At 60.0% G+C, this 22,329-nt stretch carries 28 protein-coding genes, 3 tRNA genes and 1 pseudogene; 19 read left to right on the top strand and 13 right to left on the bottom strand.

Features of this window, described 5'->3' with window-relative positions; genetic code table 11:
• Positions 1–109 precede the first annotated feature (109 nt).
• The 6 genes and pseudogenes from U5O12_RS00430 to U5O12_RS00405 form a co-directional block, all read right to left on the bottom strand.
• Positions 110–1,558, bottom strand: a complete 1,449-nt coding sequence (locus tag U5O12_RS00430) for an AAA family ATPase (RefSeq protein WP_322576741.1) — start codon at positions 1,556–1,558, stop codon at positions 110–112.
• Between the two features lie 259 nt (positions 1,559–1,817).
• Complete coding sequence (locus tag U5O12_RS00425) at positions 1,818–2,282, bottom strand: hypothetical protein (RefSeq protein WP_322576740.1); 465 nt, start codon at positions 2,280–2,282, stop codon at positions 1,818–1,820.
• A gap of 42 nt (positions 2,283–2,324) precedes the next feature.
• Positions 2,325–2,843: a hypothetical protein gene (locus tag U5O12_RS00420; protein ID WP_322576989.1), complete on the bottom strand. Its 519-nt coding sequence runs from the start codon at positions 2,841–2,843 to the stop codon at positions 2,325–2,327.
• Positions 2,844–2,910: 67 nt separating this feature from the next.
• Positions 2,911–3,075: pseudogene (locus U5O12_RS00415) on the bottom strand (DNA cytosine methyltransferase); the annotation flags it as partial.
• A 139-nt stretch (positions 3,076–3,214) separates the two neighbouring features.
• Entirely contained in the window at positions 3,215–3,349 is a 135-nt protein-coding gene (locus tag U5O12_RS00410; protein WP_322576739.1) for a hypothetical protein, read from the bottom strand.
• Positions 3,346–3,576, bottom strand: coding sequence for a helix-turn-helix transcriptional regulator (locus U5O12_RS00405; RefSeq protein WP_322576738.1), 231 nt, complete (start codon positions 3,574–3,576; stop codon positions 3,346–3,348). Before U5O12_RS00405 ends, U5O12_RS00410 begins: the two co-directional genes overlap by 4 nt.
• Positions 3,577–3,691: 115 nt before the next feature.
• Between U5O12_RS00405 and U5O12_RS00400 the strand changes: the two genes are divergently transcribed.
• From U5O12_RS00400 to U5O12_RS00310, 19 genes are all read left to right on the top strand, one after another.
• Positions 3,692–4,306, top strand: coding sequence for an XRE family transcriptional regulator (locus tag U5O12_RS00400; RefSeq protein WP_322576737.1), 615 nt, complete (start codon positions 3,692–3,694; stop codon positions 4,304–4,306).
• A gap of 19 nt (positions 4,307–4,325) precedes the next feature.
• Positions 4,326–4,661 (top strand): hypothetical protein, encoded by a 336-nt coding sequence (locus tag U5O12_RS00395; RefSeq protein ID WP_322576736.1) that lies wholly within the window; start codon positions 4,326–4,328, stop codon positions 4,659–4,661.
• Positions 4,662–4,735: 74 nt separating this feature from the next.
• Positions 4,736–4,858, top strand: coding sequence for a YHYH domain-containing protein (locus U5O12_RS00390; RefSeq protein ID WP_322576735.1), 123 nt, complete (start codon positions 4,736–4,738; stop codon positions 4,856–4,858).
• A gap of 723 nt (positions 4,859–5,581) precedes the next feature.
• Positions 5,582–5,935 carry a hypothetical protein gene (locus tag U5O12_RS00385; protein WP_322576734.1) on the top strand — a complete coding sequence of 118 codons (354 nt, stop codon included), beginning with the start codon at positions 5,582–5,584 and terminating at the stop codon, positions 5,933–5,935.
• Positions 5,932–6,345: a hypothetical protein gene (locus tag U5O12_RS00380; RefSeq protein WP_322576733.1), complete on the top strand. Its 414-nt coding sequence runs from the start codon at positions 5,932–5,934 to the stop codon at positions 6,343–6,345. The genes U5O12_RS00385 and U5O12_RS00380 overlap by 4 nt, the downstream gene beginning before the upstream one ends.
• A 9-nt stretch (positions 6,346–6,354) precedes the next feature.
• Entirely contained in the window at positions 6,355–6,789 is a 435-nt protein-coding gene (locus U5O12_RS00375; protein ID WP_322576732.1) for a hypothetical protein, read from the top strand.
• Positions 6,786–8,015 (top strand): DUF2800 domain-containing protein, encoded by a 1,230-nt coding sequence (locus U5O12_RS00370; protein ID WP_322576731.1) that lies wholly within the window; start codon positions 6,786–6,788, stop codon positions 8,013–8,015. Before U5O12_RS00375 ends, U5O12_RS00370 begins: the two co-directional genes overlap by 4 nt.
• A gap of 177 nt (positions 8,016–8,192) precedes the next feature.
• Positions 8,193–8,744 carry a DUF2815 family protein gene (locus tag U5O12_RS00365; RefSeq protein WP_322576730.1) on the top strand — a complete coding sequence of 184 codons (552 nt, stop codon included), beginning with the start codon at positions 8,193–8,195 and terminating at the stop codon, positions 8,742–8,744.
• Positions 8,744–8,923 carry a hypothetical protein gene (locus U5O12_RS00360; RefSeq protein WP_322576729.1) on the top strand — a complete coding sequence of 60 codons (180 nt, stop codon included), beginning with the start codon at positions 8,744–8,746 and terminating at the stop codon, positions 8,921–8,923. Before U5O12_RS00365 ends, U5O12_RS00360 begins: the two co-directional genes overlap by 1 nt.
• Positions 8,924–9,383: 460 nt before the next feature.
• A complete protein-coding gene (locus tag U5O12_RS00355) occupies positions 9,384–10,562 on the top strand; it encodes a hypothetical protein (protein WP_322576728.1) in 1,179 nt (392 codons plus the stop codon).
• Positions 10,477–11,589, top strand: coding sequence for a hypothetical protein (locus U5O12_RS00350; RefSeq protein WP_322576727.1), 1,113 nt, complete (start codon positions 10,477–10,479; stop codon positions 11,587–11,589). The genes U5O12_RS00355 and U5O12_RS00350 overlap by 86 nt, the downstream gene beginning before the upstream one ends.
• Positions 11,590–11,592: 3 nt before the next feature.
• Positions 11,593–11,751, top strand: coding sequence for a hypothetical protein (locus tag U5O12_RS00345; RefSeq protein WP_322576726.1), 159 nt, complete (start codon positions 11,593–11,595; stop codon positions 11,749–11,751).
• Positions 11,748–11,951, top strand: coding sequence for a hypothetical protein (locus tag U5O12_RS00340; RefSeq protein ID WP_322576725.1), 204 nt, complete (start codon positions 11,748–11,750; stop codon positions 11,949–11,951). Before U5O12_RS00345 ends, U5O12_RS00340 begins: the two co-directional genes overlap by 4 nt.
• A 289-nt stretch (positions 11,952–12,240) precedes the next feature.
• A complete protein-coding gene (locus tag U5O12_RS00335; RefSeq protein ID WP_322576724.1) occupies positions 12,241–12,594 on the top strand; it encodes a hypothetical protein in 354 nt (117 codons plus the stop codon).
• Positions 12,591–13,979 (top strand): DEAD/DEAH box helicase, encoded by a 1,389-nt coding sequence (locus U5O12_RS00330; RefSeq protein WP_322576723.1) that lies wholly within the window; start codon positions 12,591–12,593, stop codon positions 13,977–13,979. Before U5O12_RS00335 ends, U5O12_RS00330 begins: the two co-directional genes overlap by 4 nt.
• A complete protein-coding gene (locus tag U5O12_RS00325) occupies positions 13,976–14,257 on the top strand; it encodes a DUF6378 domain-containing protein (RefSeq protein ID WP_322576722.1) in 282 nt (93 codons plus the stop codon). The genes U5O12_RS00330 and U5O12_RS00325 overlap by 4 nt, the downstream gene beginning before the upstream one ends.
• Positions 14,254–14,574 carry a hypothetical protein gene (locus U5O12_RS00320; protein ID WP_322576721.1) on the top strand — a complete coding sequence of 107 codons (321 nt, stop codon included), beginning with the start codon at positions 14,254–14,256 and terminating at the stop codon, positions 14,572–14,574. The genes U5O12_RS00325 and U5O12_RS00320 overlap by 4 nt, the downstream gene beginning before the upstream one ends.
• Entirely contained in the window at positions 14,571–14,777 is a 207-nt protein-coding gene (locus U5O12_RS00315; RefSeq protein WP_322576720.1) for a DUF4224 domain-containing protein, read from the top strand. The genes U5O12_RS00320 and U5O12_RS00315 overlap by 4 nt, the downstream gene beginning before the upstream one ends.
• Positions 14,774–15,775 carry an integrase gene (locus U5O12_RS00310; RefSeq protein WP_322576719.1) on the top strand — a complete coding sequence of 334 codons (1,002 nt, stop codon included), beginning with the start codon at positions 14,774–14,776 and terminating at the stop codon, positions 15,773–15,775. The genes U5O12_RS00315 and U5O12_RS00310 overlap by 4 nt, the downstream gene beginning before the upstream one ends.
• Before the next feature lie 69 nt (positions 15,776–15,844).
• Here the strand turns inward: U5O12_RS00310 and U5O12_RS00305 are convergent.
• The 7 genes from U5O12_RS00305 to U5O12_RS00275 all read right to left on the bottom strand — a co-directional run bounded on the left by U5O12_RS00305 (position 15,845) and on the right by U5O12_RS00275 (position 22,295).
• Positions 15,845–15,918: transfer RNA gene (locus tag U5O12_RS00305), tRNA-Cys, on the bottom strand.
• Between the two features lie 44 nt (positions 15,919–15,962).
• Positions 15,963–16,038: transfer RNA gene (locus U5O12_RS00300), tRNA-Gly, on the bottom strand.
• A gap of 68 nt (positions 16,039–16,106) precedes the next feature.
• On the bottom strand, positions 16,107–18,548 hold the full coding sequence (lon, locus tag U5O12_RS00295; RefSeq protein ID WP_322576718.1) for an endopeptidase La: 2,442 nt from the start codon (positions 18,546–18,548) through the stop codon (positions 16,107–16,109).
• A gap of 144 nt (positions 18,549–18,692) precedes the next feature.
• A complete protein-coding gene (gene clpX / locus U5O12_RS00290) occupies positions 18,693–19,958 on the bottom strand; it encodes an ATP-dependent Clp protease ATP-binding subunit ClpX (protein WP_322576717.1) in 1,266 nt (421 codons plus the stop codon).
• Positions 19,959–20,058: 100 nt separating this feature from the next.
• Positions 20,059–20,688, bottom strand: a complete 630-nt coding sequence (gene clpP / locus U5O12_RS00285; RefSeq protein WP_303396087.1) for an ATP-dependent Clp endopeptidase proteolytic subunit ClpP — start codon at positions 20,686–20,688, stop codon at positions 20,059–20,061.
• A gap of 139 nt (positions 20,689–20,827) precedes the next feature.
• Entirely contained in the window at positions 20,828–22,138 is a 1,311-nt protein-coding gene (gene tig / locus U5O12_RS00280) for a trigger factor (RefSeq protein WP_322576716.1), read from the bottom strand.
• A 70-nt stretch (positions 22,139–22,208) separates the two neighbouring features.
• Positions 22,209–22,295: transfer RNA gene (locus tag U5O12_RS00275), tRNA-Leu, on the bottom strand.
• Positions 22,296–22,329: the final 34 nt, after the last annotated feature.

Genomic DNA, 22,329 nt, shown 5'->3' with positions numbered 1-22,329 from the left:
AACGTCCAAAAAATTACACATCGACAGGACGTAACCTCGTCTCTACCGGGACAGACAGGACAAGTCTCCTAGACACTTGTCCTTGTCCGTCCGGTTTGGGAGACTGCAATTAGCCGGACGGACAACCGGACAAGCAGCCATCCGTCCGGTTGCCCGGGAAAAAAGTTGCAAGCAAAAATTTACGCATACAAAGAAATGCAACCGTCTTCCAGGATGTGTCCGCCTGCCCGTCGTCGGACAAAACGGCGTCCAAAGCGCGCCGTGCAGCCCTCCGATTGCTCTCGTTGGCGGCCCCCGGAGACCGGCGTACCGTCTTGTCCAGCACCGCCTTTTTCTCGATGCCCGTGGTCTGTACCAGCGTGAACTCGCCCAGCACCTCCAGCACCCGCGCAGCCCACTTGCCGCCGTTCTTGTTGGCACCAGCCCCCCCCTTCAAGGGCACCGGCACCGCCGCCTCCCGCACCACGCAGCTTGTCAGCACCTCGCCGTCCTCGGGTTCACACCAATGGGCAGCACGTGCCCAGATCAAAGCCCCACTCCAGCCCGTCCTCACCATCCTTCTGCTTGGTGGAGCGCAACAGGCGCCCGGTGGGGGTACGCACGACCTCCAGCTCGGCATCAGCGGCAGCTCGTAGGCCGGACCAGCCCCGTGCCCCCTTGCTGCTGTCCTTGCCCGCGTGGTGCACCAGCACCACCACCGCGCCAGTGGCTTTGTGAATACCCTTGCAGTGCTGCAATGCCTTGCCCACGTCCTCGCCCGCATGTTCTCATTGGCCCCCGGCATCACCTGGGCGAAGGTGTCGATGATCACCACGCTGACCGGCCCGCCCGCAATGATGGCCTTGCACACGTCCAGCGCATCGTCCTTAACCATCAGGTTCGGCGCCGCCTTGATCACGCCCAGGTCGAGGGTGGACAGGTCCAGCTCGTGGGCCTGGGCGTAGGCGTTGAGTCGGTTGCGAAAGCCCCCGGCGCCTTCGGCCGCCACATACACCACCCGGCCCTGCTTGACCTTGCGGCCCCGCCACTGGATACCGCGCGCAATAGCCCCGGCCAAGTCCAACGCCACGAAAGACTTGCCCGAACCCGACTCACCAAACAGCACATTAAGCTCGGCCTTGGGCAACAGGCCTTTGACGATCCAGGTGGGGGGCTTGCCCCCGGCGAACTGGTCAGCCGGGATAACCTCAAACCGCTGCTTTTTTGTCGCTACAGTATTCATAGCATCCTGCGCACTATCCGTAAGGGCTAGCGGCTTATCTTCTTGCACAATATCGAAATCTGCCGCATCGCCCAACACTTCGGCGGGCTGATCGTCTTGTTTTGGCTGGGCGGGTACTGGAACCAGGTTCTCGAAGTCGGCCAAGCTGGCCACCGGATTGGATTTGGCCTTGCCCTTCTGGCAGTGCTCTACCCACAGGTACATCAGCGCTCGGTCGCTGTCCTGGCGCCGATGGTCCAGTGCCACCTCAAACGCCCACGGGTTCAGGGCCAGCAAGCTGAACACCTCGTCGTCAGACAGGCCCGCGCTGTAGAGCGCCACAGACGCAGCGAACAAGGCCTTGGAACGGTCACCGCCGTTGTCCCCTGGTAGGGAAGTCCACCACGCCGGTGGGGTAGGGGCAAGCTGTCCAGGGATGGCAGCACCATCTCGTCCAGGATGTCGGGCAGCTCCAGACTGATGATGGTGGCCGTGGGCTTGGTTTTGTGCCGTAGCGCGCGCTCAGGGCCTCCAGCACCCCCGGCGCGGGGCTTTGCACCAGGTGGGGCTGACCTTGAGGCGCTGGCTCGTGACGGTCAGGAAACGGGGCTCGTGGCTACCATAGACCGTCAATGCCCACCTCGTGGTTCGTCCAATCGTGGGGCACGGTGCCCTCCACCAGGATGCGCAGCCCCTTGCCTGACGGGCTCAGTTCGGTGTAGCTGCCCAACTGGTCTACCACCTCTTGCGCCCAGGGCGCAATGGTGTTGTCAACCACGCAGTCGTCCAGGTCGATGCCCACCACGTCGTGAGGCACTGTCATGACGTAGCCCACCCCGGCAAACAGGGTGGGGTTGTCGCGGTAGGCCTTGAGCGCGGCCTCAAAGCTGTACCAGCGCTCGGGCTTGGCCGTGCTGATGCCGTAGTACGGCGCCTTGGCATGGGCCGGTATCTTGTCGAACTTCTGGCGTTTCTCGTTCCACACCGCCCGCCAGGGCGCCCAGCGTGGGTTTTCCTTGAGGCTGTCGGGGATGTTGTCGCCGTTGAACGGGCGAATCGTTGGGGTTTCTTGTTGGGACATCATGGGTTTTGAATCAAGGCCTGCACGCCATGTAGGCGGTGATCACTTCTTTGGCGACTTGCGGGGCGATGGCATTGCCGTAGGCGCGCAGGCGTCCCACTCGGGCGGCAGCCCCATGAGCCAGCGGGAATGTGCCGGGTTCAACTGGCCGCCACTTGCCGTCTCGGCAGTGCAGCCAATCAGCATCACGCCAGTGGCCATTAGTCGGGCCGGGCCGCACTGCGCCACCTGCTGGGTCAACGGCACACCCGTATCCCACTCCCTGGGCGGCAATCCCCCGCGCGAGGCGTCCGTCGTGGTCGGTGTCACCCAGCCCGCAAGATTCGCCTGACGCGGCAACTGGTCGAAGCGCTCCGAGCCGTCCGCCCGTGGCCGGATGTCCGCCCGTGGCCGGATGTCCGCCCCCGAATCCTTCCAATCTCTGGTGGTGGTGGTGGTCCATCCCGTCAGCTTCGCAAAGTCCGCCAGCGAGCTGCTGGGTTTGTTGCCCGAGGTGCGATCCTGCCCATTGACCTTGAGCAGCGCGATTTTGAGAGACCCCCCCCGCGTTGAATCCGACACGGTAGTCGTCGGCCACGAACCATAGTCGCTGTCGGATGTGCGGCGCACCGACGCCCGCAACAGGGATACCGGCAGCCGCGAAGGCGTAGCCGATTCCTTCCATGTCAGCTTGAACAAGGTCGAGCCAGCCGTGCCTAATTGCAGCTTCAACCTGTTCACCAAAGACGACCGCAGGGCGGCACTGCTCAATGAGCCAGTGCCAGTGTGGCCAAAGGTGCCGCTGGTCGAGCACCCCAGCACCTGAGCCAGCCACGGAGAAAGGCTGGCAAGGACAAGACCCCGTCCACACTCGCCGAGTGTCAGGCCATTGGGCCAGACGAAGGGCATAGGACCAGACGCCGATACCGGCGAAGAAATGGCATTGGGTGAGTTCACCGTAAGTCCTCGGGTTGGATGTCTGAAATGCTGCGGGTGTCCACCACGCCGTCAGCGATATGGCCTGCGGCCATGAGATTGCGCAGCCACTGGGCGGCGTAGTCGTCAATCTCGCTGAACCAGGCACTCACGCATCCACCCCTGCGTCCGCCGGGCTGTATCGCTCGGGGTACAGGATTTGAATCTCGGTAATCTCGTGACCGAAGTAGGTGGCCAGCTTCTCGGCCAGCTTGGGACGGGCCTTTTGCAGGCCGTTTTCGATGCGGGAGAGGTTGCCTCGGTTAGTACCTACTACCTCGGCAACATCAGTCAGAGTCGCATTTCGACGCAAGCGGGCTTGTTTGAGTGGGCTGTTCATAGGTGTGTGTTGGGTTGGTTAACCCCGGAATTATTGCGTACAACACAACCAATCGTCAACTTAAATAGCGCAAAACACCATTGCGGCAAACGCAATATGACGCAAGAATAAGCAAATGAGAAAAGAATTCGGCCAAGTCATAAAAGCTTTGCGCACCCGCAAGGGACTTGCGCAACAAGACCTTGCCGACGCCCTTGAAGTGGACAAGGGCAATATCTCGAAATACGAGTCAGGCAAACAGGGCATGACCTTTGACAGGCTGGAGGTGCTCGCGCACACGCTAGACACTCCCCTGTCCGAATTGTTTTCCATGGCCGAAACCGGCAACATCGAAACTGCACCAGAAATAAAAGGCACCGTACCCCTCATATCGTGGGTACAGGCAGGCCACTGGAACGACGTGATTGACAACCTGCACCCTGGGGAGGGCGAGCGTATTCACACGACATACCGGGTGCGAAAGCACACTTATGCGCTCAGGGTGCGCGGCGACAGCATGGAACCCAAGTTCCCCGAGGGCGCGATCCTCATTGTGGAGCCCGACGAAAGCCCCGAGCCAGGTGCATTCGTCATCGTCCGGCACAACGGGGGCGAGGCCACATTCAAGCAACTCGTGGTCGAGGGCAATGCCATGTATTTAAAACCCCTCAACCCCCGCTACCCCATCATGGAAGTCAAGCCCGATGCCGTGTTCTGCGGGGTGGTCAAGCGGGTGGAGATGGATGTTTAACCAAAGGAGGAACCGAAACATGAATAAGACGGCCTTGATAGCCCTCGTCGCGAGCACCCTCACCGGGTGTTCAATGACTCTCCCGATTCGGGGACAAATGCAGAACTCAGACGAAACGTTCACCGGTGTAGCGACTGGCTACCTGGACGGCGGGGGCGATCTGAAAATAGTGTCAAACAAAGGAGTGACTTGCCAAGGGAATTTTGTTTACGTCACCGACCGCCAAGGTCGGGGCATATTCACTTGCGACGACAAGCGCACAGGCCCCTTTGAGTTTGTATCCACCGGCAGGCGGGGCACCGGAACGGGCGAGATGAGCAACGGCGACCGCCTCATTTTTACCTTCGGTAATTGAGACGTTTGCTATTCTTTTAATAGCTGCCCGCGCTATAACCACGCGGGCCAGAGCCAAATTTGAAGGGGATTTTTATGAAACGACTGATTATTCTCGCCACGTTGCTGGCCTCTGGCCTGGCGTTTGCCCACTCGGGTGGCACCGACTCAAACGGCTGCCACACCAACCACAAAACCGGCGAGCGCCACTGCCACTGACCGCTCCCGGCAAACCACAAACCAAGCCCGCCCAGCGCGGGCTTTTTTACGTCTATGAAATAGCTATCTCCTATTGCTTTTAATTTTCAATAGAAACAAATACGCATTAGTTGCCATTGACGCATATTAAAGAAGCGTTATACACTTCATGCAAGTTGTGACAAACACAACAATCTTGCAACCAACCCGGAGTCCATATGTCGCATACGCCCCTTCAAATCACCAAGACCCTGCTGAAACCGTGGAGCCCATGTTCTGACGGCTACAAGTGGTTTGTCGCCAAATTCCCCCAAGGTGCCGAGTTCACGGCCGAGCAGAAGGCCCTGCGCGAAGACAAGCGCTTTGACGACGCGCGTTGGTTGACCGAAAAAGTATGGTTCAACCTGATCCTAGAACAACCGTCTGTTACCTTGGACGTGACCGCCGATCACAAGGCCGAAGCCCAAGAAATAATTGCTGAAACCACCGCGCTCACTTTGAAGTGCCTACTGCCGAAGAGCTTGGAACCACGGCACCGACAGCGACCAGTGATGGGGGTGGGGCAGATTCCCGGATCGGTGCCAGCGGCGACTACACCCAGATCGGTGCCAGCGGCGACTACACCCAGACCCTGGTGCGCCAGCGGCCACTACACCCAGATCGGTGCCAGCGGCGACTACACCCGGATCGGTGCCAGCGGCGACTACACCCAGATCGGTGCCAGCGGCCACTACACCCAGATCGGTGCCAGCGGCCACCCAAATCCTGCGCGACTACACCCGGATCGGTGCCAGCGGCGACTACACCCGGATCGGTGCCAGCGGCGACTACACCCAGATCGGTGCCAGCGGCGACTCCACCCAGATCGGTGCCAGCGGCCACTACACCCGGATCAACGCGCAAGGTGAACATTCAGTAATCGCTTGCGCCGGTAAAAACAGCACTGCCCGCGCCGGGGCCAACGGTGTCATGGCCTTGCCCTGGTTTGACGAAGCCGCGCAGCGTACCCGCATTGCCGTGGGCTATGTGGGCGAAGACCTCAAGGCCGACACCTGGTACGAGGTCAAGGGCGGCAAGTTCGTCGAGGTAGCTAAGTGAACTGGGCCCTTCTCACCGACGAAGAGCTGGTTCGCCACGCGGACCTAGCGGCCAACGCGCTGACCACCACTGATTTGGAGGCTGAACTACTCGCCCGTTTCCAGACGATGGCGGAAGAAAACAGCCTCGCCAAAGCCGCTCTGGAAGTCCTCGAAGAGATGAACGTGGACCACACCAGCACAGCGGGCATAGAACAAATCCGCGATGCCCTGCAGTTCGCCATCGACTACGACCTCCCGACCGTGCGCACCCTGATGGACGCAGCTTTCGAATACGACATCGACACCGCTGACGCGCTCAAACCCATGCTGGAAATCGCCGATTCGATTTGCCAAGCCCGTGAGAACCCCTTGGAGGAAGGCATTGCCTTGCTTCACAAGATTTTCAACCCCACCCCTGTAACTGCCTGAAAGGTACCTATGAGCCTCGAACTTGCCATCCAAGAAAACACCAACACGATGAAGCAACTCATCGCCGCCTGGAACACCCTCACCGCCAACGCCACGGCTGCAGCGGCGACCGTGAAACCCGGCGACATCATCACCGCAGGCGGCGTGCCCGTGGTGGACACGTCCGCCAAGACGGAAGTCAAGACCGAAGCAAAAAAGCCTGCTGCGGTTTCCCAACCGTCGGAGACCGCCGCTGCACCGATTGCCTCAAAGCCCGAGGCATCGACCTCCGTGGCCGCCGTCACCTATGACGACGTGAAGGCCCTGGTGTTGCAGGTGTCCAAGGACAAGGGCCGCGACGCCGCCGCCGCTGTGCTGTCGGGCTTCGGTGTGGCCAAGGCCCCCGAGCTCAAGCCCGAGCAGTACGCCGATGCCGTGGTCCAACTCAAGGCAGCACTGGCATGAGCGAGCACGCACGACTCTCGCCCAGCAGCGCGCACCGCTGGTTGTCGTGCCCCGGAAGCGTGTTCCTGGAGAGCGACAAGCCCGATAGTTCTAGCGAATTCGCTGACGAGGGCACCGCCGCCCATGAGCTGGCGTCCTGGTGTCTTAACGACGGCAAAGACGCCGCCGCCTACCTGGGCCGCGTGATCAAGGTGGAAGACACCGGGCGCGAGTTCGAGGTGGATACCAACATGGCCAGCTTTGTGCAGGTCTATGTGGATGCGATCCGACGCAAGGCCGATGGAAACGACCTGATGGTTGAAGTCCGCGTTGAGTTCTCGCGCTTTGTGGACGTGCCCGACCAGTTCGGCACCAGCGACGCCATCATCCTGTCCGCTGACGGCGAAACCATGGACGTGGACGACCTGAAATACGGCCGTGGGGTGCGCGTGGATGCCGAGGACAACGAGCAGATGATGCTCTACGCGCTGGGCGCTTACGACCAGTTCGAGGCCTTGGGCGACATCAAGCGCGTGCGCATGACGATCCACCAGCCCCGACTGGATCACGTCAGCGTGTTCGAGGTCAGCATCGAATACCTGCTGGCCTTTGGCGAACGGGCCAAGGCCGCAGCGCGCAAGGCCATCGACATTCTGGACACCGGCATCGTCGGTCTGGAAGACCTAAACCCCAGCGACAAGGGTTGCAAGTTCTGCAAGGCCAAGGCCACTTGCCCAAAGCTGCGCGCCCACGTCGAAGAAATTACCCTGGCCGACTTTGACGCGGAGGCCCCTAAGCCCCCACTGGCGCCCACGGAAGACACCGCACCCGACGTGCTGGCCGAGTGCATGGCAGCGACCGACCTGATCGAAGGCTGGTGCAAGGCCGTGCGCGCCGAAACAGAACGTCGCTTGTTGGCCGGGGTACCGGTTGCCGGGTGGAAGTTGGTGCAGGGCAAGCAAGGAAATCGTTCCTGGACAGACGCCAAGGTGGCCGAAGAGACCTTGAAGTCCATGCGCATCAAGCACGAGGAAATGTACAACTACTCGGTAATTTCCCCCACGGACGCCGAGAAGCTGGCCAAGGCCAAGGTCATCGGCCCGCGCCAGTGGCCTGCCCTGCAACAAATCATTACCCGCGCGGCTGGTAAGCCCAGCGTGGCGCCCGAGTCCGACAAGCGCGAGGCCCTGGTGCTGCGCACTGCCGACGACTTTGCCACGGTGGACGAAGGGGCCGATCTTGTTTAGCACCCCACCACCCAAGGTGTGCGAGCACCTTCCATTTTCAGCCCGCGCCCAGCTTGTGCGGGCATCCCAGGTGCCTATCACGAGCGGCGATCCGCTGGCCCGCGTCCGTGCAGTCAACGAAGCCAGTGAACAAGTTCAGCGTCAGTACCCCCACTTTTTTAAGAAGGAATAAGCATCATGAAAGTCAAACTCCAAAACGTCCGTCTCGCATTCCCCGCCCTGTTTGAGGCCAAGACCGTCAACGGCGAAGGCGCACCGGCCTTCGGCGCGTCGTTCCTGATCGAGCCCGGCAACAAGGCACTGGTGAAATCCATCAACGACGCCATCGACGCTGTGGCCACCGAGAAGTGGGGCGCCAAGGCCCCCGCCCACCTGGCCCTGATGCGCAAGACCGACAAGGTGGCATTGCATGACGGTGACCTGAAAGCACAGTACGCAGGCTTTGCCGGAATGCTGTTCGTGTCGTCGCGCAGCGCAGCCCGCCCGCTGGTGCTGGACAAGGACAAGAGCCCGCTCAACGCACAAGATGGCCGCCCCTACGGCGGTTGCTACGTCAACGCCACCGTCGAACTTTGGGCGCAGGACAACAAGTACGGCAAGCGCGTCAACGCGCAGTTGCTGGGCGTGCAGTTCTTCGCCGATGGCGACAGCTTTGGCGGTGGCGCCGTGGGCAGTGCTGACGACTTTGACGACTTGGCCCAGGGCGCCGAAGAGGACGCGCTGGTCTGATGGCACAGATTGCCATCACCTTTGCCGACCAGCCGGACGGCACGGTGGACATCCAGGTGTACCTCGACGGCATCGTCGAAGGTGCACCCCCTTCACCCGCCCAGAAGCTAGCGCAATCCATGCTGCAGGCGGCCAAAGATGAAAACGAAGTCACCGACGTGGAGATCAAAACCCACTGAACGGATGCAAGGGGCCGCGCACTCCCCACCTCGATTTGCTCCGAGGGTAAAACAGGCCCCCGATGCTACCGGCCGCCTCCCTGATCTTGCAGGGCGGCCCAGTGCACAAACCCCAGCGCGGCGGCAACGACGTACGGGAATCGGGGGCAATCGGCTACCGAATTTGGAGGACAAGCATGAGCTATCGCGGTTATCGGAGTTGGATCAGGTGCGGCCACTGCCGCACCCGTCGCGCTACTGGCACCCAGATATTCATGCACCTGCTGCGGTCCCCCGAGTGCGCGCCTTGCATCTGTGGCGGCTACCACTTCGCACACCGTCGTGGTTCGCCCTACTGCGAAGCGCACCCCCGGACGGCGATGCAAACCGTGCGTCCCGAGCTGGAGCCACGGACGACGAGGTGAAAGAGATTCAACGTCGCGTAGCCCTGTTGCGCGAATGCCCATTTTGAAAGAACGACATGACGACGCTGTGGATCGATTTGGAAACGTACTGCGAGGTGCCCATTGCCCAGGGCACCCATCGCTACGCCGCGTCCGCAGAAATCATGTTGTGCGCCTGGGCTATCGACGACGGCCCCGTCCAGGTACTGGACTTGACCGACCCCAACGCCGACCCGCTGGATTGGGCCGACATTACCGACGCGCTGGAAAATCCTGCCGTCACGGTCATCGCGCACAACAGTCACTTCGACCGCACGGTGATCCGCCACGCCTGGGGCATTGATGCCCCCGTGGGACGCTGGCAGGACACCATGGTGCAAGCCATGGCCCACGGCCTACCCGGTGGGCTGGGCGACCTGTGCGACATCCTCAAGATCGACCAGGACAAGGCCAAGGACAAAGACGGGCGCGCCCTGATTCTGTTGTTCTGCAAGCCCCGCCCCAAGACCAGCAAGATTCGCCGCGCCACCCGCGAGACGCACCCCGCCGAGTGGGCCAAATTTGTCAGCTATGCAGGTCTGGACATTGCCGCCATGCGCGCCGTGTCTAAGAAGCTGCCCACCTGGAACTTCAAGGGCGCGGAGCTGGCACTGTGGCACCTGGACCAGCGCATCAACGACAGAGGCGTGGCCGTGGATTTGGAACTGGCCAACGCCGCCATCACCGCCGTGGCCCTGGCACAGGCCGAGCTGGGCGAGCGCACGTCCGAGCTGACGTTTGGCTACGTGGAGTCCACCACCCAGCGCGACGCTCTGCTGCGTCACATGCTGGCCGCCTATGGCGTAGAACTGCCCGACTTGCAAATGGCCACGCTGGAGCGCCGGGTGAACGACCCCGACTTGCCCGCCGAGCTGCGCGAACTAATCGCCATCCGCTTGCAGGCCAGTACCACCAGCACCAGCAAGTACAAGACCCTGGTCAATGGCACCAGCGCCGACGGTCGCCTGCGCGGTCTGTTGCAATTCTGCGGGGCCAGTCGCACCGGGCGCTGGGCCGGTCGCCTTTGGCAACCTCAAAATTTGCCGAGGCCTACCCTGCCACAGCCCGTAATCGACGAAGGCATTGACGCGCTCAAGATCGGATGCGCGGACCTCGATCACCACCAACGTCATGGAGCTGACCAGTTCGGCCATCCGAGGCTGCATCGTGGCGCCCAAGGGCCGCAAGCTGGTGGTGGCCGACCTGTCCAATATTGAAGGCCGCGACCAGGCATGGCTGGCCGGTGAACAGTGGAAGCTGGACGCTTTTCGCAGTTACGACGCGGGCACCGGCCACGACCTGTACGCCCTGGCCTACGCGGCCAGTTTCGGGGTAACCCCGGAGTCCGTCATGGCCGACAAGAAAGCCGGGGGCAACCAGCGGCAAGTCGGCAAGGTGCAGGAGCTGGCCCTGGGCTACGAGGGCGGCGTGGGTGCGTTCGTAACCTTCGCCGATGCCTACGAGTTGAACCTGGAAGAAATGGCCGACGACGCCGTGGGCGCCATCCCGCCCGGTATTTGGGGCCAGGCCAACATCATGCTGGAATGGCACCGTGCCCGCAAGCGCAACCCACCAGCCGACTTCGGCATGGCCGACAAAACGTGGCTGGTGTGCGAGTCGTTCAAACTGAGCTGGCGCGCGGCCCACCCGAATATCACCGCCATGTGGCGCGAGCTGCGCGACGCAGTGCGGCTGGCGGTGCGCGGCCCCGGCGTCACCGTGCCCTGCCACAGCCTCAAGGTTCGCCGCGACGGTGCGTGGCTACGCATCGTATTGCCGTCAGGTCGTGCGCTGTGCTACCCGTCCCCCGCCGTGTCCGAAGGCGGCGAGCCCTGCCCGCACTGCAACGGCACGGGCGCCGTGATGGTGGACAAGCTGGCGCTGGACTGTAAGGACTGCGAAGGCACCGGCGTTGTCCCCGGCAAGGGCGGCCAGATCAGCTACTTCGGGGCCAACCAATACAGCCGCAAGTGGGGAAAGCTCTACACCTACGGCGGCAAGTTGTTCGAGAACGTGTGCCAGGCCGTGGCCCGCGACGTGATGGCGCACAACATGCCAGCCATCGAGGCGCGCGGGTATCAGATCGTGCTGAGCGTGCACGACGAACTGATTTGCGAGACGCCCGACAGCGACGAATTCAACCACGAAGAACTGGCCACCCTACTGGCCACCAACCCACCCTGGGCGCAAAGCATGCCGCTGGCCGCTGCTGGCTTTGAAGCCTATCGCTACAAAAAGGACTGACCCATGAATACCCGCAAACACCCGCGCACGCTGCAGGAAGCCTTCGGCCCGCACACCTCGCGCGACATATACGTGCCGCCAGCCGATTACCCCTGGACGTGGTGGGCGCTCGTGGCCGCCATTGGGTTGGTGACTCTGGCAATCGCAGTGGTGACGGCATGATCCCAGTTGTCACCCACGCCCACGAAAAAGCGACACCCTCCACAGCGGGCAACACCCAGTTCGTGGGCAACGGTGTCGTCAGACGGTGCGCACTATGCGGCGTGCACAAGCCCCAGACCGGCGGCACCCTGCGCTTTGTGCTGGGCGGCCGCCACTGGGTGTGCGTCAAACACGCCAAAACCAAGAGGGCCGCATCGTGAGAGAACGCGACGTGGAAAACTATCTTGTCAAGCGGGTGCGCGAGCTGGGCGGGGAAGTGCGCAAGGTCGAATGGGTGGGCCGTCGCGGTGCACCTGACCGACTCCGGTGATGTTGCCGCTGTGCGGGCGCAGTGGCCGGTGGTCATCGTGCCGCACTATCTGGGTCGAGCTCAAGGCCCCCAGCGAGAAAGCCTAAGCCCCATCAGAAACGCGAGCACGACCGCATGCGCGCCATGGGGCAGCTCGTGGTGGTGATCGACAGTATTGAAGGTGTTTCGGAGTTGCTAGCGTGAAAAAAAGCAGCATCACCCTGCGCGCGTACAGCGGTAAACCGCTCGCGGAAACTACCGGATACGCCTACGACATAGACGGCGTGACACTGGTTGTGCACCCCGCGCACATATTCAGTCACCGACACCAAAGAGGTGATGGCCTGCGCGTCAACAAACCCAAAGGGTTGTGGCAAGTCTCAGAACCAGAATCCGGCGCAACAGCAACAGCAACAGGCGACGGGATCACATTCAAGGGTCGGCAAGAGGCCATCGCCGCCGCACAGCTAAGAATAGAAGCACACGGTGGTGCGGACACCTTGCGCAAAGCCATCGCCCTGAGCCTGAAACGCTACGCTGAGTCACTGGTATGACCCGCAAAGTCTGGACGCCGCGCGAGTACCAGCGGCCCATCATCGACCACCAGACCGGCCACCCCCGGCAGGCGGTATGGGCAGGTATGGGCATGGGCAAAACGGTGGGCACGCTGACCACTATGGACCACTTGTTTTTGTCGGGCGAAGCCACCCGGCCCGCGCTGGTGCTGGCCCCGGTGCGGGTGGCGCGCAGCACCTGGCCGGACGAAGCCGCAAAGTGGGAACACCTGCGCGCCATTGAGGTGCAGCCGGTGGTGGGCGATGTGGCCGAGCGCACCCGCGCGCTGCGCAACACCAACGCCAACATCTTCACCACCAACTACGAGCAACTGCCTTGGCTGGTCAAGCACTTCCAGGGCAAGCCCTGGCCGTTCGGCACGGTCATTGCCGACGAGTCCACCCGGCTCAAGGGTTTCCGGTTACGCCAAGGCGGCGCCCGCGCGCAAGCGCTGGCGCAAGTCGCCCACAACAAAGTGGAGCGCTTCATAGAGCTGACCGGCACGCCCAGCCCCAACGGACTCAAAGACCTATGGGGGCAAGCCTGGTTTCTGGATCAGGGCGAACGGCTGGGCCGCACTTGGACGGGTTTCACTGAGCGCTGGTTCAAGCCCAGCATGGACGGCTACGGCATCGTGCCTTTGCCCTTTGCCCAAGAGCAAATCCAAGACCGGTTGCGTGACCTGTGCCTGAGCCTTGAGGCCAAGGACTATTTCAACCTGGCCGAGCCCATCGTGAACGTGATCCGCGTGGATCTGCCAAAGAAGGCCCGCGCGCTTTACGACGAAATGGAAAAGCACATGTTCATGGAGTTGGAAGCCCACGAGGTGGAGGCTTTCGGCGCGGCAGCCCGAACCATCAAGTGCCTGCAGCTCGCCAACGGTGCGGCCTACGTGGGCGATGGCAATACCGAATTCGTAGAGGTGCATGATGTCAAGCTCCAGGCCCTGGAATCCATCGTGCAGGAGGCCTCAGGTGCACCCGTGCTGGTTGCCTATCACTTCAAAAGCGACCTCGCCCGACTGCAGCGCGCGTTTCCCCATGGCAGAGTCCTGGACGCCGACCCCCGAACGATCCAGGACTGGAACGCCGGACGCATCCCCGTGCTGTTCGCCCACCCGGCGAGCGCAGGCCACGGGCTCAACCTACAGGACGGCGGCAACACCCTGGTCTTCTTTGGCCACTGGTGGAACCTGGAAGAGTACCAGCAGATCATCGAGCGCATCGGCCCCACCCGCCAAGCTCAGGCAGGCCACGACCGCCCCGTGTTTATCCACCACATCGTGGCTAGGGACACGGTGGACGAAATGGTAATGGCCCGCCGCGACAGCAAGGCCGAAGTGCAAGACATCCTGATGCAAGCAATGAAGAGAAAAAACCGATGACCACCGACACCATCACCCGAACCCTGACCGAGCGCGGCCTGCGCTACGGCAAATTTACCGGCCACGCCGAAATCACCCAGATGCTCAAGACCGTGGTGGCCACGGGACTTCGCAAGCGCGACAAGACGCTGGCACCTGACCAACAGGAAGCCCTGGACATGATCCTGCACAAGATTGGGCGCATCGTGAACGGAGACCCGGACTACGACGATAGCTGGGTAGACATTGCGGGCTACGCCAAGCTGGTGGCTGACCGCTTGCAAGGAGTGGAACGATGAATTCGAGCACTTACCAAGCAACATTGCGCGACATGGAAGCCCGCAAGGACGCCGCCTATCTGGAGCGGAATCGGGTGGTGGCCGCGTTGGCCAAGTGTTTTCCCAGCGGTGTCGGCAAGACGGCTATCGAAGGCTGGGGTGAGGACTGGCACGGCTGCGTTTATATCGACCTACCCACGGGGCAGGTGAGTTGGCACTTTCACGACTCACAGGCCTATCTATTTGAGGACTTGCCACCCTATACCGGTCAGTGGGACGGACACGACACCCCCGAAAAATACCGTCGCCTTGCGATGCTCAAAGGAGCGGTGCGATGAGCGAATACCTATTACCACCAGAACTGCACGTTCTGACCGGCTACGCTCGTTGCAACGGCCAGGCATCGTGGCTGCAACAGAAGGGCATCCCGCACAAGCTGGACGGCAAGCGCGTGATTGTCAGCCGGGAGCATGTGCGCGGCTGGATCGAAGGGCGTACAGTGGTGACCTCCAGCGGCCTCAACCTGTCAGCCATCAAATGAAACGCTCCAAACACCCGCGCCTGCGTTCAAAGACCTACAAGGGTGCTGGTGGGCAGGTGTGGACGTACTACGTCTACGACATGCGCGGCACCGGCAAGCCAGATGTGCGCTTGGGCACGGACTACGCCGCCGCCCTGGAGGGCTGGCACAAGCTGCACAACAACCTGCCGCTAACCATTGGGCGCCTGCAGCAGGCATTCAACCAGTGGCGCGATCAGGTCTTGCCCGAGTATGAGAACGCCAAAACCCGCGCCGAATATGCGCGGCACCTGAAAAACCTTGAAGGCCCTTTTGGGCACATGGGCTGGCACGAAGTTAACCTGCCGGTGCTGTGCCAGTACCTGGATACCAGATCCGCAAAGACACAGGGCAACAGGGAGTTGGCCGTGCTGTCCATCGTGTGGGGCAAGGCCAGGCGCTGGGGCATGACGGAACTACCGTGGCCTGCCGCTGGCGTGAAGGACTGGAAGAACCCAGAAAACGCCCGGTCGTTTGAGGTGACTGACGCCCTGTTCAACGCTGTCTACGAAGTGGCAGACCAGGTGCTGCGCGACTGCATGGACATTGCCAGCAGCACTGGGATGCGGATCACCGACGCCCGCACAGTCAGGATGCCGCAAGACGGGAAACTGCGCTTCAGGGCCAACAAGACCGACAAATGGGCGTACTTTGAAGTGGCCCAAAGCCCCACCCTCACTGCCCTACTTGAGCGCCGTGGCAAGGTGGATTGCGTCACTCTGTTGACCACAAAGACGGGCCGCACGGTGAGCTATTCGATGCTGCGGGACCGCTTCCAACTTGCCCGGGAAGCCGCCATAGCCCAAAACCCTGAACTGGCGTCAGAACTGCGGGCGATGATTCTGCGGGACATGCGCCGCCGCGCTGCGGACCTTGCGCCAGACATGGCTAGCGCATCCGCTTTGCTCCAGCATTCAAGCCAGAAAGTGACTGCCGACCACTACCGGACGAAGGCCACAAAGTTGAAAGCTGTCAGATAATGCGCCAACGGTAGCGCCTAGGGATGCGCCTATGCTACATAAAACGTAGCAACAAAGGCTTATAAATAATGGAGGCGCGGTCCGGAGTCGAACCGGACTAACCGGATTTGCAATCCGGGGCATAACCGCTTTGCTACCGCGCCGCTTTGAATAAAAAAAATGGAAGCCTAGACTTCCATTTTTTAACTGGAGCGGGAAAAGAGGCTCGAACTCTCGACCTATACCTTGGCAAGGTATCGCTCTACCAACTGAGCTATTCCCGCGTTTCAAGCTTCAAATTATAACCTATTTTTTGACCCCAAGTCCAACTTGGGGCAAAAAGTGTAAGTGCTCAATGCTTAACAGGATCATCCAACTGTACCGAAGGCGCAATGGCTGCCACTGCCGTGGCGGGCAACGGGTCTTCTTCGGTCAGTGCCATTGGCTGCCTTTCCAGTGCCAGCTCCAGCACCTGGTCAATCCATCGCACAGGCACTATCTCGAGCCCATTCTTCACGTTCTCGGGAATATCCTGCAAGTCCTTGGCATTTTGTTCAGGAATCAGCACCGTTTTGATGCCGCCACGCAGCGCGGCTAGCAACTTCTCCTTCAAGCCACCGATTTCGGTGATCTCACCACGCAGGGTGATTTCACCTGTCATGGCTACGTCACCGCGCACGGGAATACCCGTCAGTGCGGAAACAAAAGCCGTTGCCATCGCGGCACCCGCGCTGGGCCCATCCTTGGGGGTCGCTCCATCGGGCACGTGGATATGGATGTCCTTCTTCTCGAACACCTCGTCCTTGATGCCCAGTCGGCGTGAACGGCTGCGCACCACGGTGCGTGCAGCCTCTACCGACTCTTTCATCACATCGCCCAGAGAACCGGTACGTGTGATGATGCCCTTGCCAGGTGTGAGCGCGGCTTCAATAGTCAGCAAATCGCCGCCTACTTCGGTCCAAGCCAGTCCCACCACTTGGCCCACCTGATTCTGCTCTTCCGCGCGGCCGTAGGTGTATTTACGCACGCCGAGGAAATCGTTCAAGTTATCCACCGTCACCACCACTTGTGGCGCAAGCTTCTTGAGCAACAAACCCTTGACTACCTTGCGGCAAATCTTGGACAGTTCGCGCTCCAGAGAACGCACACCGGCTTCCCGCGTGTAGTAGCGCACGATATCGCGCACCGCGTCTTCCGACACTGCCAGCTCGGATTCCTTCACGCCATTGTTCTTCATCTGCTTCGGCAGCAAATAAGTAATGGCAATGTTGGTCTTTTCATCTTCGGTGTATCCCGAAAGCCGAATCACTTCCATTCGGTCCAGCAGGGCTGGAGGAATATTCATGGAGTTGCTGGTCGCGACAAACATCACATCGCTGAGGTCGTAGTCGACCTCAACGTAATGATCACCAAACTTGTTGTTTTGCTCCGGGTCCAAAACCTCTAGCAGCGCGCTGCTGGGGTCGCCGCGGAAGTCCGTACCCAGCTTGTCGATTTCGTCCAGCAGGAACAGCGGGTTGCGCGTACCCACCTTGGACAGGCTTTGCAGAACCTTGCCAGGCATGGCTCCGATGTAGGTGCGGCGGTGACCACGGATTTCGGCTTCGTCACGCATGCCGCCCAAGGCCATGCGCACATACTTGCGCCCCGTTGCCTTGGCAATGGACTGCCCAAGTGACGTCTTGCCAACACCGGGAGGGCCAACCAAGCACAGGATGGGCGCCTTCACCTTGTCCACGCGCTGTTGCACTGCGAGATATTCCAAGATACGGTCTTTAACCTTGTCCAGGCCATAGTGATCTTCGTTCAGCACGTTCTCGGCATTTACGAGGTTGTGCTTGATCTTGGTCTTGGTGGTCCACGGCAAACCGGTAAGAACCTCGATGTAGTTGCGCACCACCGTAGCTTCGGCGGACATGGGCGACATCAGCTTGAGCTTCTTGAGTTCGGCCTCGGCCTTCTTCAAGGCCTCTTTGGGCATCTTGGCAGCCTTGATCTTTTTCTCGATCTCTTCGATATCAGCGCCGTCTTCGCCCTCGCCCAGCTCTTTCTGAATGGCCTTGACCTGCTCGTTCAAATAGAAATCGCGCTGATTTTTCTCCATCTGGCGCTTCACGCGACCTCGGATTTTCTTGTCCACATTCAGAATGTCGACTTCACGCTCGATTTGTTCAAACAAGTTTTCCAAGCGGTCCTTCACCTGGGGCAGGCTCAGCACAGTTTGTTTGCTGTCCAGCTTCAGAGGCAAGTGCGCCGCAATCGTGTCCGCCAAGCGACCGGCATCATCAATGCTGGAGATGGAAGTCAGGATTTCAGGTGGAATCTTCTTGTTGAGTTTGACGTATTGGTCAAATTGCTGCATCACGGCTCGACGCAGCGCTTCCACTTCGCTAGCGGCCTTGCGCGCCACATCGCTGTTATCGTCTGCAGCCTCGATGGGGGTAACGTTGGCGGTAAAGTGCTGCTCGCCTTCCACAATCTCGTTGACAGTGGCGCGTTGATGTCCCTCCACCAAGACCTTCACGGTGCCATCTGGCAACTTCAGCATCTGCAGAATAGTGGACACGCAGCCCACATCAAACATGTCCGACACGACAGGGTCGTCTTTGGCCGCAGCCTTCTGGGCAACGAGCATGATGCGGCGATCCGCTTCCATGGCAGCTTCCAGCGCCTTGATGCTCTTGGGCCGTCCCACAAACAGGGGAATCACCATGTGGGGAAAAACAACCACGTCACGCAGAGGCAACAGTGGCAAATCGAGGGGGGTAGCAGGCAGGGGTGTGTGGCCAGACATGGGGAACCTTTTTCGTTACCTGTTGAATATGGACCGAGTTGCCTGAATTTCAAGCGCACTGCCATTATGGGTGGCAACTACGCCTGCAATATCAGGTGTACTCGCCCAAAAGCCCTGTTAATTGGACCCTTGGGCGGAAATGCATTACGCCTTCTTGGCCGACTCGCGGTACACCAACAATGGGGGCTTGTTCTCTTCAATGGTGGACTCGTCCACCACCACTTTTTCTACATTGCCCGCATTTGGCAACTCGTACATGGTGTCTATCAGTGACTGCTCCAGAATGGAACGCAGTCCCCGTGCACCGGTCTTGCGGGCCAGGGCACGCTTGGCAATCGCCTTGAGGCCAGCGGGGCGAATTTCCAGCTCTGCGCCCTCCATGGCCAGCAGCTTGGCGTATTGCTTGACCAACGCGTTTTTGGGTTCAGTCAGAATTTGCACCAATGCGTCTTCTGTCAACTCCGCCAAGGTGGCTACCACGGGCATACGACCGACCAGTTCAGGAATCAAACCGAACTTGATCAAATCCTCAGGCTCCACTTCCTTGAAGACTTCAGTCAAGGCGCGCTGCTGCTTGCTCTTGACTGCTGCACCAAAACCGATGCCAGAAGACTCCGTACGACGTTCAATCACCTTTTCAAGGCCTGCGAACGCGCCACCGCAAATGAACAAAATGTTCGTGGTGTCGATCTGCACAAAGTCCTGGTTGGGATGCTTGCGCCCACCCTGGGGCGGCACGCTGGCCATGGTGCCTTCAATAAGCTTGAGCAATGCCTGTTGCACGCCCTCACCCGACACGTCACGTGTAATGGATGGGTTATCGGACTTACGCGAGATTTTATCGATTTCGTCGATATAGACGATGCCGCGCTGGGCGCGTTCTACGTCGTAGTTGCAGCTTTGCAGCAGCTTCAATACGATGTTTTCCACGTCTTCACCCACATATCCAGCTTCGGTCAGCGTGGTGGCATCGGCCATCACAAATGGCACATCGAGCATACGCGCCAGTGTTTGCGCCAACAGCGTCTTGCCAGAACCGGTAGGGCCGATCAGCAAGATATTGCTCTTGGCCAACTCCACATCGTCTTTCTTGGCCTTTTCTTTGTGCTTAAGGCGCTTGTAATGGTTGTACACCGCCACCGCCAGCGTGCGCTTGGCAGGCTCTTGACCAATGACATAGTTGTCCAGATTGGCTTTGATGTCAGACGGAGTGGGCAGGTCGCTGCGCGCGTCCTTGCCTTCGGTGGTGGCTGGCAGCTCGTCGCGGATGATCTCGTTGCAGAGTTCGATGCACTCATCGCACACAAACACCGACGGCCCAGCAATCAGCTTTTTGACCTCGTGCTGGCTCTTGCCGCAGAAAGAGCAGTACAAGGTTTTTTCGCCGGTTGCGCCTTTTTTCTCGGCCATGTGAAGTCTGCCTTTTTCGCTAAGTTAAGCAATGATAACCAAATAAAAACGGTGCCTTTCCAGCAGAAAGACACCGTTGGAAGAGCCTAAAGCCGCTCGATCAGGGACGCTTGGCGATCACCTGGTCCACCAAGCCATATTCCTTGGCTTCGTCGGCAGACAGGTAATAGTCGCGTTCGGTGTCGCGCTCGATTTTTTCCAGGGGTTGGCCGGTACGCTCGGCCAAGATCTTGTTCAACTGCTCGCGGGTCTTGAGGATCTCACGAGCGTGGATCTCGATCTCGGTCGCCTGGCCTTGTGTGCCGCCCAAAGGCTGGTGAATCATGACCTTGGAATTGGGCAACGAGAAACGCTTGCCCTTGGCGCCAGCTGCCAACAAGAAGGCGCCCATGCTGGCGGCCATACCGGTGCACAGGGTCGATACATCGGGCTTGATGAAGTTCATGGTGTCGTAAATCGCCATGCCGGCGCTTACCGAGCCACCGGGAGAGTTGATGTAAAACGAAATATCCTTGTCAGGATTTTCGCTTTCCAAGAACAGCAGCTGCGCCACCACCAAGTTGGCGGTCTGGTCATTGACCGGGCCCACCAAGAAAATCACGCGCTCTTTGAGCAGACGTGAATAGATGTCATAAGAGCGCTCACCGCGGCCTGATTGCTCGATGACCATGGGGACCATGCCCAAAGCCTGCGTATCCATTGCGCCGGACATTCCATATTTCACGTTCATAAGCTCTCCAAATTGAATGGTCTAACTGTACCGAAAAAACCGGACTCTCAATGCAAATGGGGCTTGACCGCCAGACTGCAAGTCCCGCGCAAGCCCCATTTCGGCATCAGCGTGCCAAGCACGCCAATCGCATGGCCAATCAGTTCTGGGCCATCAGCTCGTCAAAAGACACGGCCTTGGCAGTGACCTTGGCTTTGGCCAACACGAACTCGGTTACGTTGTTTTCGATCACGATGGCTTCGACTTCGGCCATACGGCGGTTGTCACCAAAGTACCAACGCACCACGTCAGCAGGCTTCTCGTAGCTGGCAGCCAGCTCATCCACGTGGGCTTTGATCTGCTCGGGCTTGGCAGCCAGGTCGTTCGCGCGCACCAGTTCAGCCACCACCAGACCCAAGCGTACGCGGCGCTCGGCTTGGGGACGGAAGATGTCGTCAGGAATCGGCGCCTTGTCAGCGTCCTTGATGCCGCGTTGCTTCAGGTCTGCACGGGCGTTTTCGATCATGCGGTCCAGTTCAGCTTGCACGCTGGACTTGGGCAAGTCGAGTTCAGCCTTGGCAACCAAGGCATCCATAGCGGCTTGCTTGTTGCGAGCCAGCAGGCGGAATTTGACTTCGCGCTCCAGATTTTTACGGATGTCAGCGCGCAGGGCTTCCACAGTGCCTTCGGCAATGCCCAGGGACTTGGCCAGTTCGCCATCCACTGCCGGCAGATTGGCGGCTTCCAGCTTCTTCAAGGTCACCAGAAAGTCGGCGGTCTTGCCGGCCACGTCCTTGCCGTGGTAGTCGGCAGGAAAAGCCAGTGGGAAAGTCTTGCTTTCGCCAGCTTTCATGCCACGGGTGGCGTCCTCAAACTCTTTCAGCATCTGGCCATCGCCCAAGATGAACTGGAAGTCATCGGCCTTGCCGCCAGCGAAGGGTTCGCCGTCGATCTTGCCTTCGAAGTCCACGGTCACGCGGTCGGTGTCTTGAGCAGCGGTGCCTTGCGCACGCTGGGCAAAGGTACGGCGCTGCTTGCGCAGGATTTCGATGGTTTTGTCGATGGCTTCGTCGGTCACGTCAGCAGACAGCTTTTCGACTTCGGCGGTCGCCAAGTCACCAATCTTGACTTCGGGGAACACTTCAAACACAGCATCGAATGCCATTTGGCCTTCTGCAGCAGTTTCGCTCTCGGTGATCTTGGGCTGACCAGCCACGCGCAGCTTGGCTTCATTGGCAGCAGTAGCGAAAGCCTCGCCCACTTTGTCGTTCATCACTTCGTAGTGCACGGAGTAGCCGTAGCGCTGGGTCACCACGTTCATGGGCACTTTGCCTGGACGGAAACCATCCATCTTCACCGTGCGAGCCAGCTTGCGCAGACGGCTGTCCACTTCAGTCTGGATCACGCCCACGGGCAGGGTCAAAGTGATCTTGCGCTCCAGCTTTTCCAGAGTTTCTACAGTAACGGCCATGACTAACTCCTAATTGTGGTGTTGGCAGGACTTTCACCTGCGGCATCGATCAACGGTGCCTGTTTAAGGTTGGTGCGCGGGGGGGGACTCGAACCCCCACACTGTTGCCAGCGTCAGGACCTAAACCTGGTGCGTCTACCAATTTCGCCACCCGCGCAAAAAACAGAAATGGGAGGTCAGGTGCGTTTGCA

It is taken from the genome of Rhodoferax sp. (assembly GCF_034519335.1).
Classification (GTDB): Bacteria; Pseudomonadota; Gammaproteobacteria; order Burkholderiales; family Burkholderiaceae_C; genus Allorhodoferax.
This window is presented reverse-complemented; position numbering and strand designations above follow the sequence as displayed.

Bases quoted from the DNA above. Each gene is read 5' to 3' on its own strand.
- U5O12_RS00425 (WP_322576740.1), bottom strand. From the start codon at position 2,282: ATGTCCCAACAAGAAACCCCAACGATTCGCCCGTTCAACGGCGACAAC.
- U5O12_RS00405 (WP_322576738.1), bottom strand. From the start codon at position 3,576: ATGAACAGCCCACTCAAACAAGCCCGCTTGCGTCGAAATGCGACTCTG.
- U5O12_RS00400 (WP_322576737.1), top strand. From the start codon at position 3,692: ATGAGAAAAGAATTCGGCCAAGTCATAAAAGCTTTGCGCACCCGCAAG.
- U5O12_RS00395 (WP_322576736.1), top strand. From the start codon at position 4,326: ATGAATAAGACGGCCTTGATAGCCCTCGTCGCGAGCACCCTCACCGGG.
- U5O12_RS00390 (WP_322576735.1), top strand. From the start codon at position 4,736: ATGAAACGACTGATTATTCTCGCCACGTTGCTGGCCTCTGGCCTGGCG.
- U5O12_RS00375 (WP_322576732.1), top strand. From the start codon at position 6,355: ATGAGCCTCGAACTTGCCATCCAAGAAAACACCAACACGATGAAGCAA.
- U5O12_RS00370 (WP_322576731.1), top strand. From the start codon at position 6,786: ATGAGCGAGCACGCACGACTCTCGCCCAGCAGCGCGCACCGCTGGTTG.
- U5O12_RS00365 (WP_322576730.1), top strand. From the start codon at position 8,193: ATGAAAGTCAAACTCCAAAACGTCCGTCTCGCATTCCCCGCCCTGTTT.
- U5O12_RS00360 (WP_322576729.1), top strand. From the start codon at position 8,744: ATGGCACAGATTGCCATCACCTTTGCCGACCAGCCGGACGGCACGGTG.
- U5O12_RS00355 (WP_322576728.1), top strand. From the start codon at position 9,384: ATGACGACGCTGTGGATCGATTTGGAAACGTACTGCGAGGTGCCCATT.
- U5O12_RS00350 (WP_322576727.1), top strand. From the start codon at position 10,477: ATGGAGCTGACCAGTTCGGCCATCCGAGGCTGCATCGTGGCGCCCAAG.
- U5O12_RS00345 (WP_322576726.1), top strand. From the start codon at position 11,593: ATGAATACCCGCAAACACCCGCGCACGCTGCAGGAAGCCTTCGGCCCG.
- U5O12_RS00340 (WP_322576725.1), top strand. From the start codon at position 11,748: ATGATCCCAGTTGTCACCCACGCCCACGAAAAAGCGACACCCTCCACA.
- U5O12_RS00330 (WP_322576723.1), top strand. From the start codon at position 12,591: ATGACCCGCAAAGTCTGGACGCCGCGCGAGTACCAGCGGCCCATCATC.
- U5O12_RS00325 (WP_322576722.1), top strand. From the start codon at position 13,976: ATGACCACCGACACCATCACCCGAACCCTGACCGAGCGCGGCCTGCGC.
- U5O12_RS00320 (WP_322576721.1), top strand. From the start codon at position 14,254: ATGAATTCGAGCACTTACCAAGCAACATTGCGCGACATGGAAGCCCGC.
- U5O12_RS00315 (WP_322576720.1), top strand. From the start codon at position 14,571: ATGAGCGAATACCTATTACCACCAGAACTGCACGTTCTGACCGGCTAC.
- U5O12_RS00310 (WP_322576719.1), top strand. From the start codon at position 14,774: ATGAAACGCTCCAAACACCCGCGCCTGCGTTCAAAGACCTACAAGGGT.
- lon (WP_322576718.1), bottom strand. From the start codon at position 18,548: ATGTCTGGCCACACACCCCTGCCTGCTACCCCCCTCGATTTGCCACTG.
- clpX (WP_322576717.1), bottom strand. From the start codon at position 19,958: ATGGCCGAGAAAAAAGGCGCAACCGGCGAAAAAACCTTGTACTGCTCT.
- clpP (WP_303396087.1), bottom strand. From the start codon at position 20,688: ATGAACGTGAAATATGGAATGTCCGGCGCAATGGATACGCAGGCTTTG.
- tig (WP_322576716.1), bottom strand. From the start codon at position 22,138: ATGGCCGTTACTGTAGAAACTCTGGAAAAGCTGGAGCGCAAGATCACT.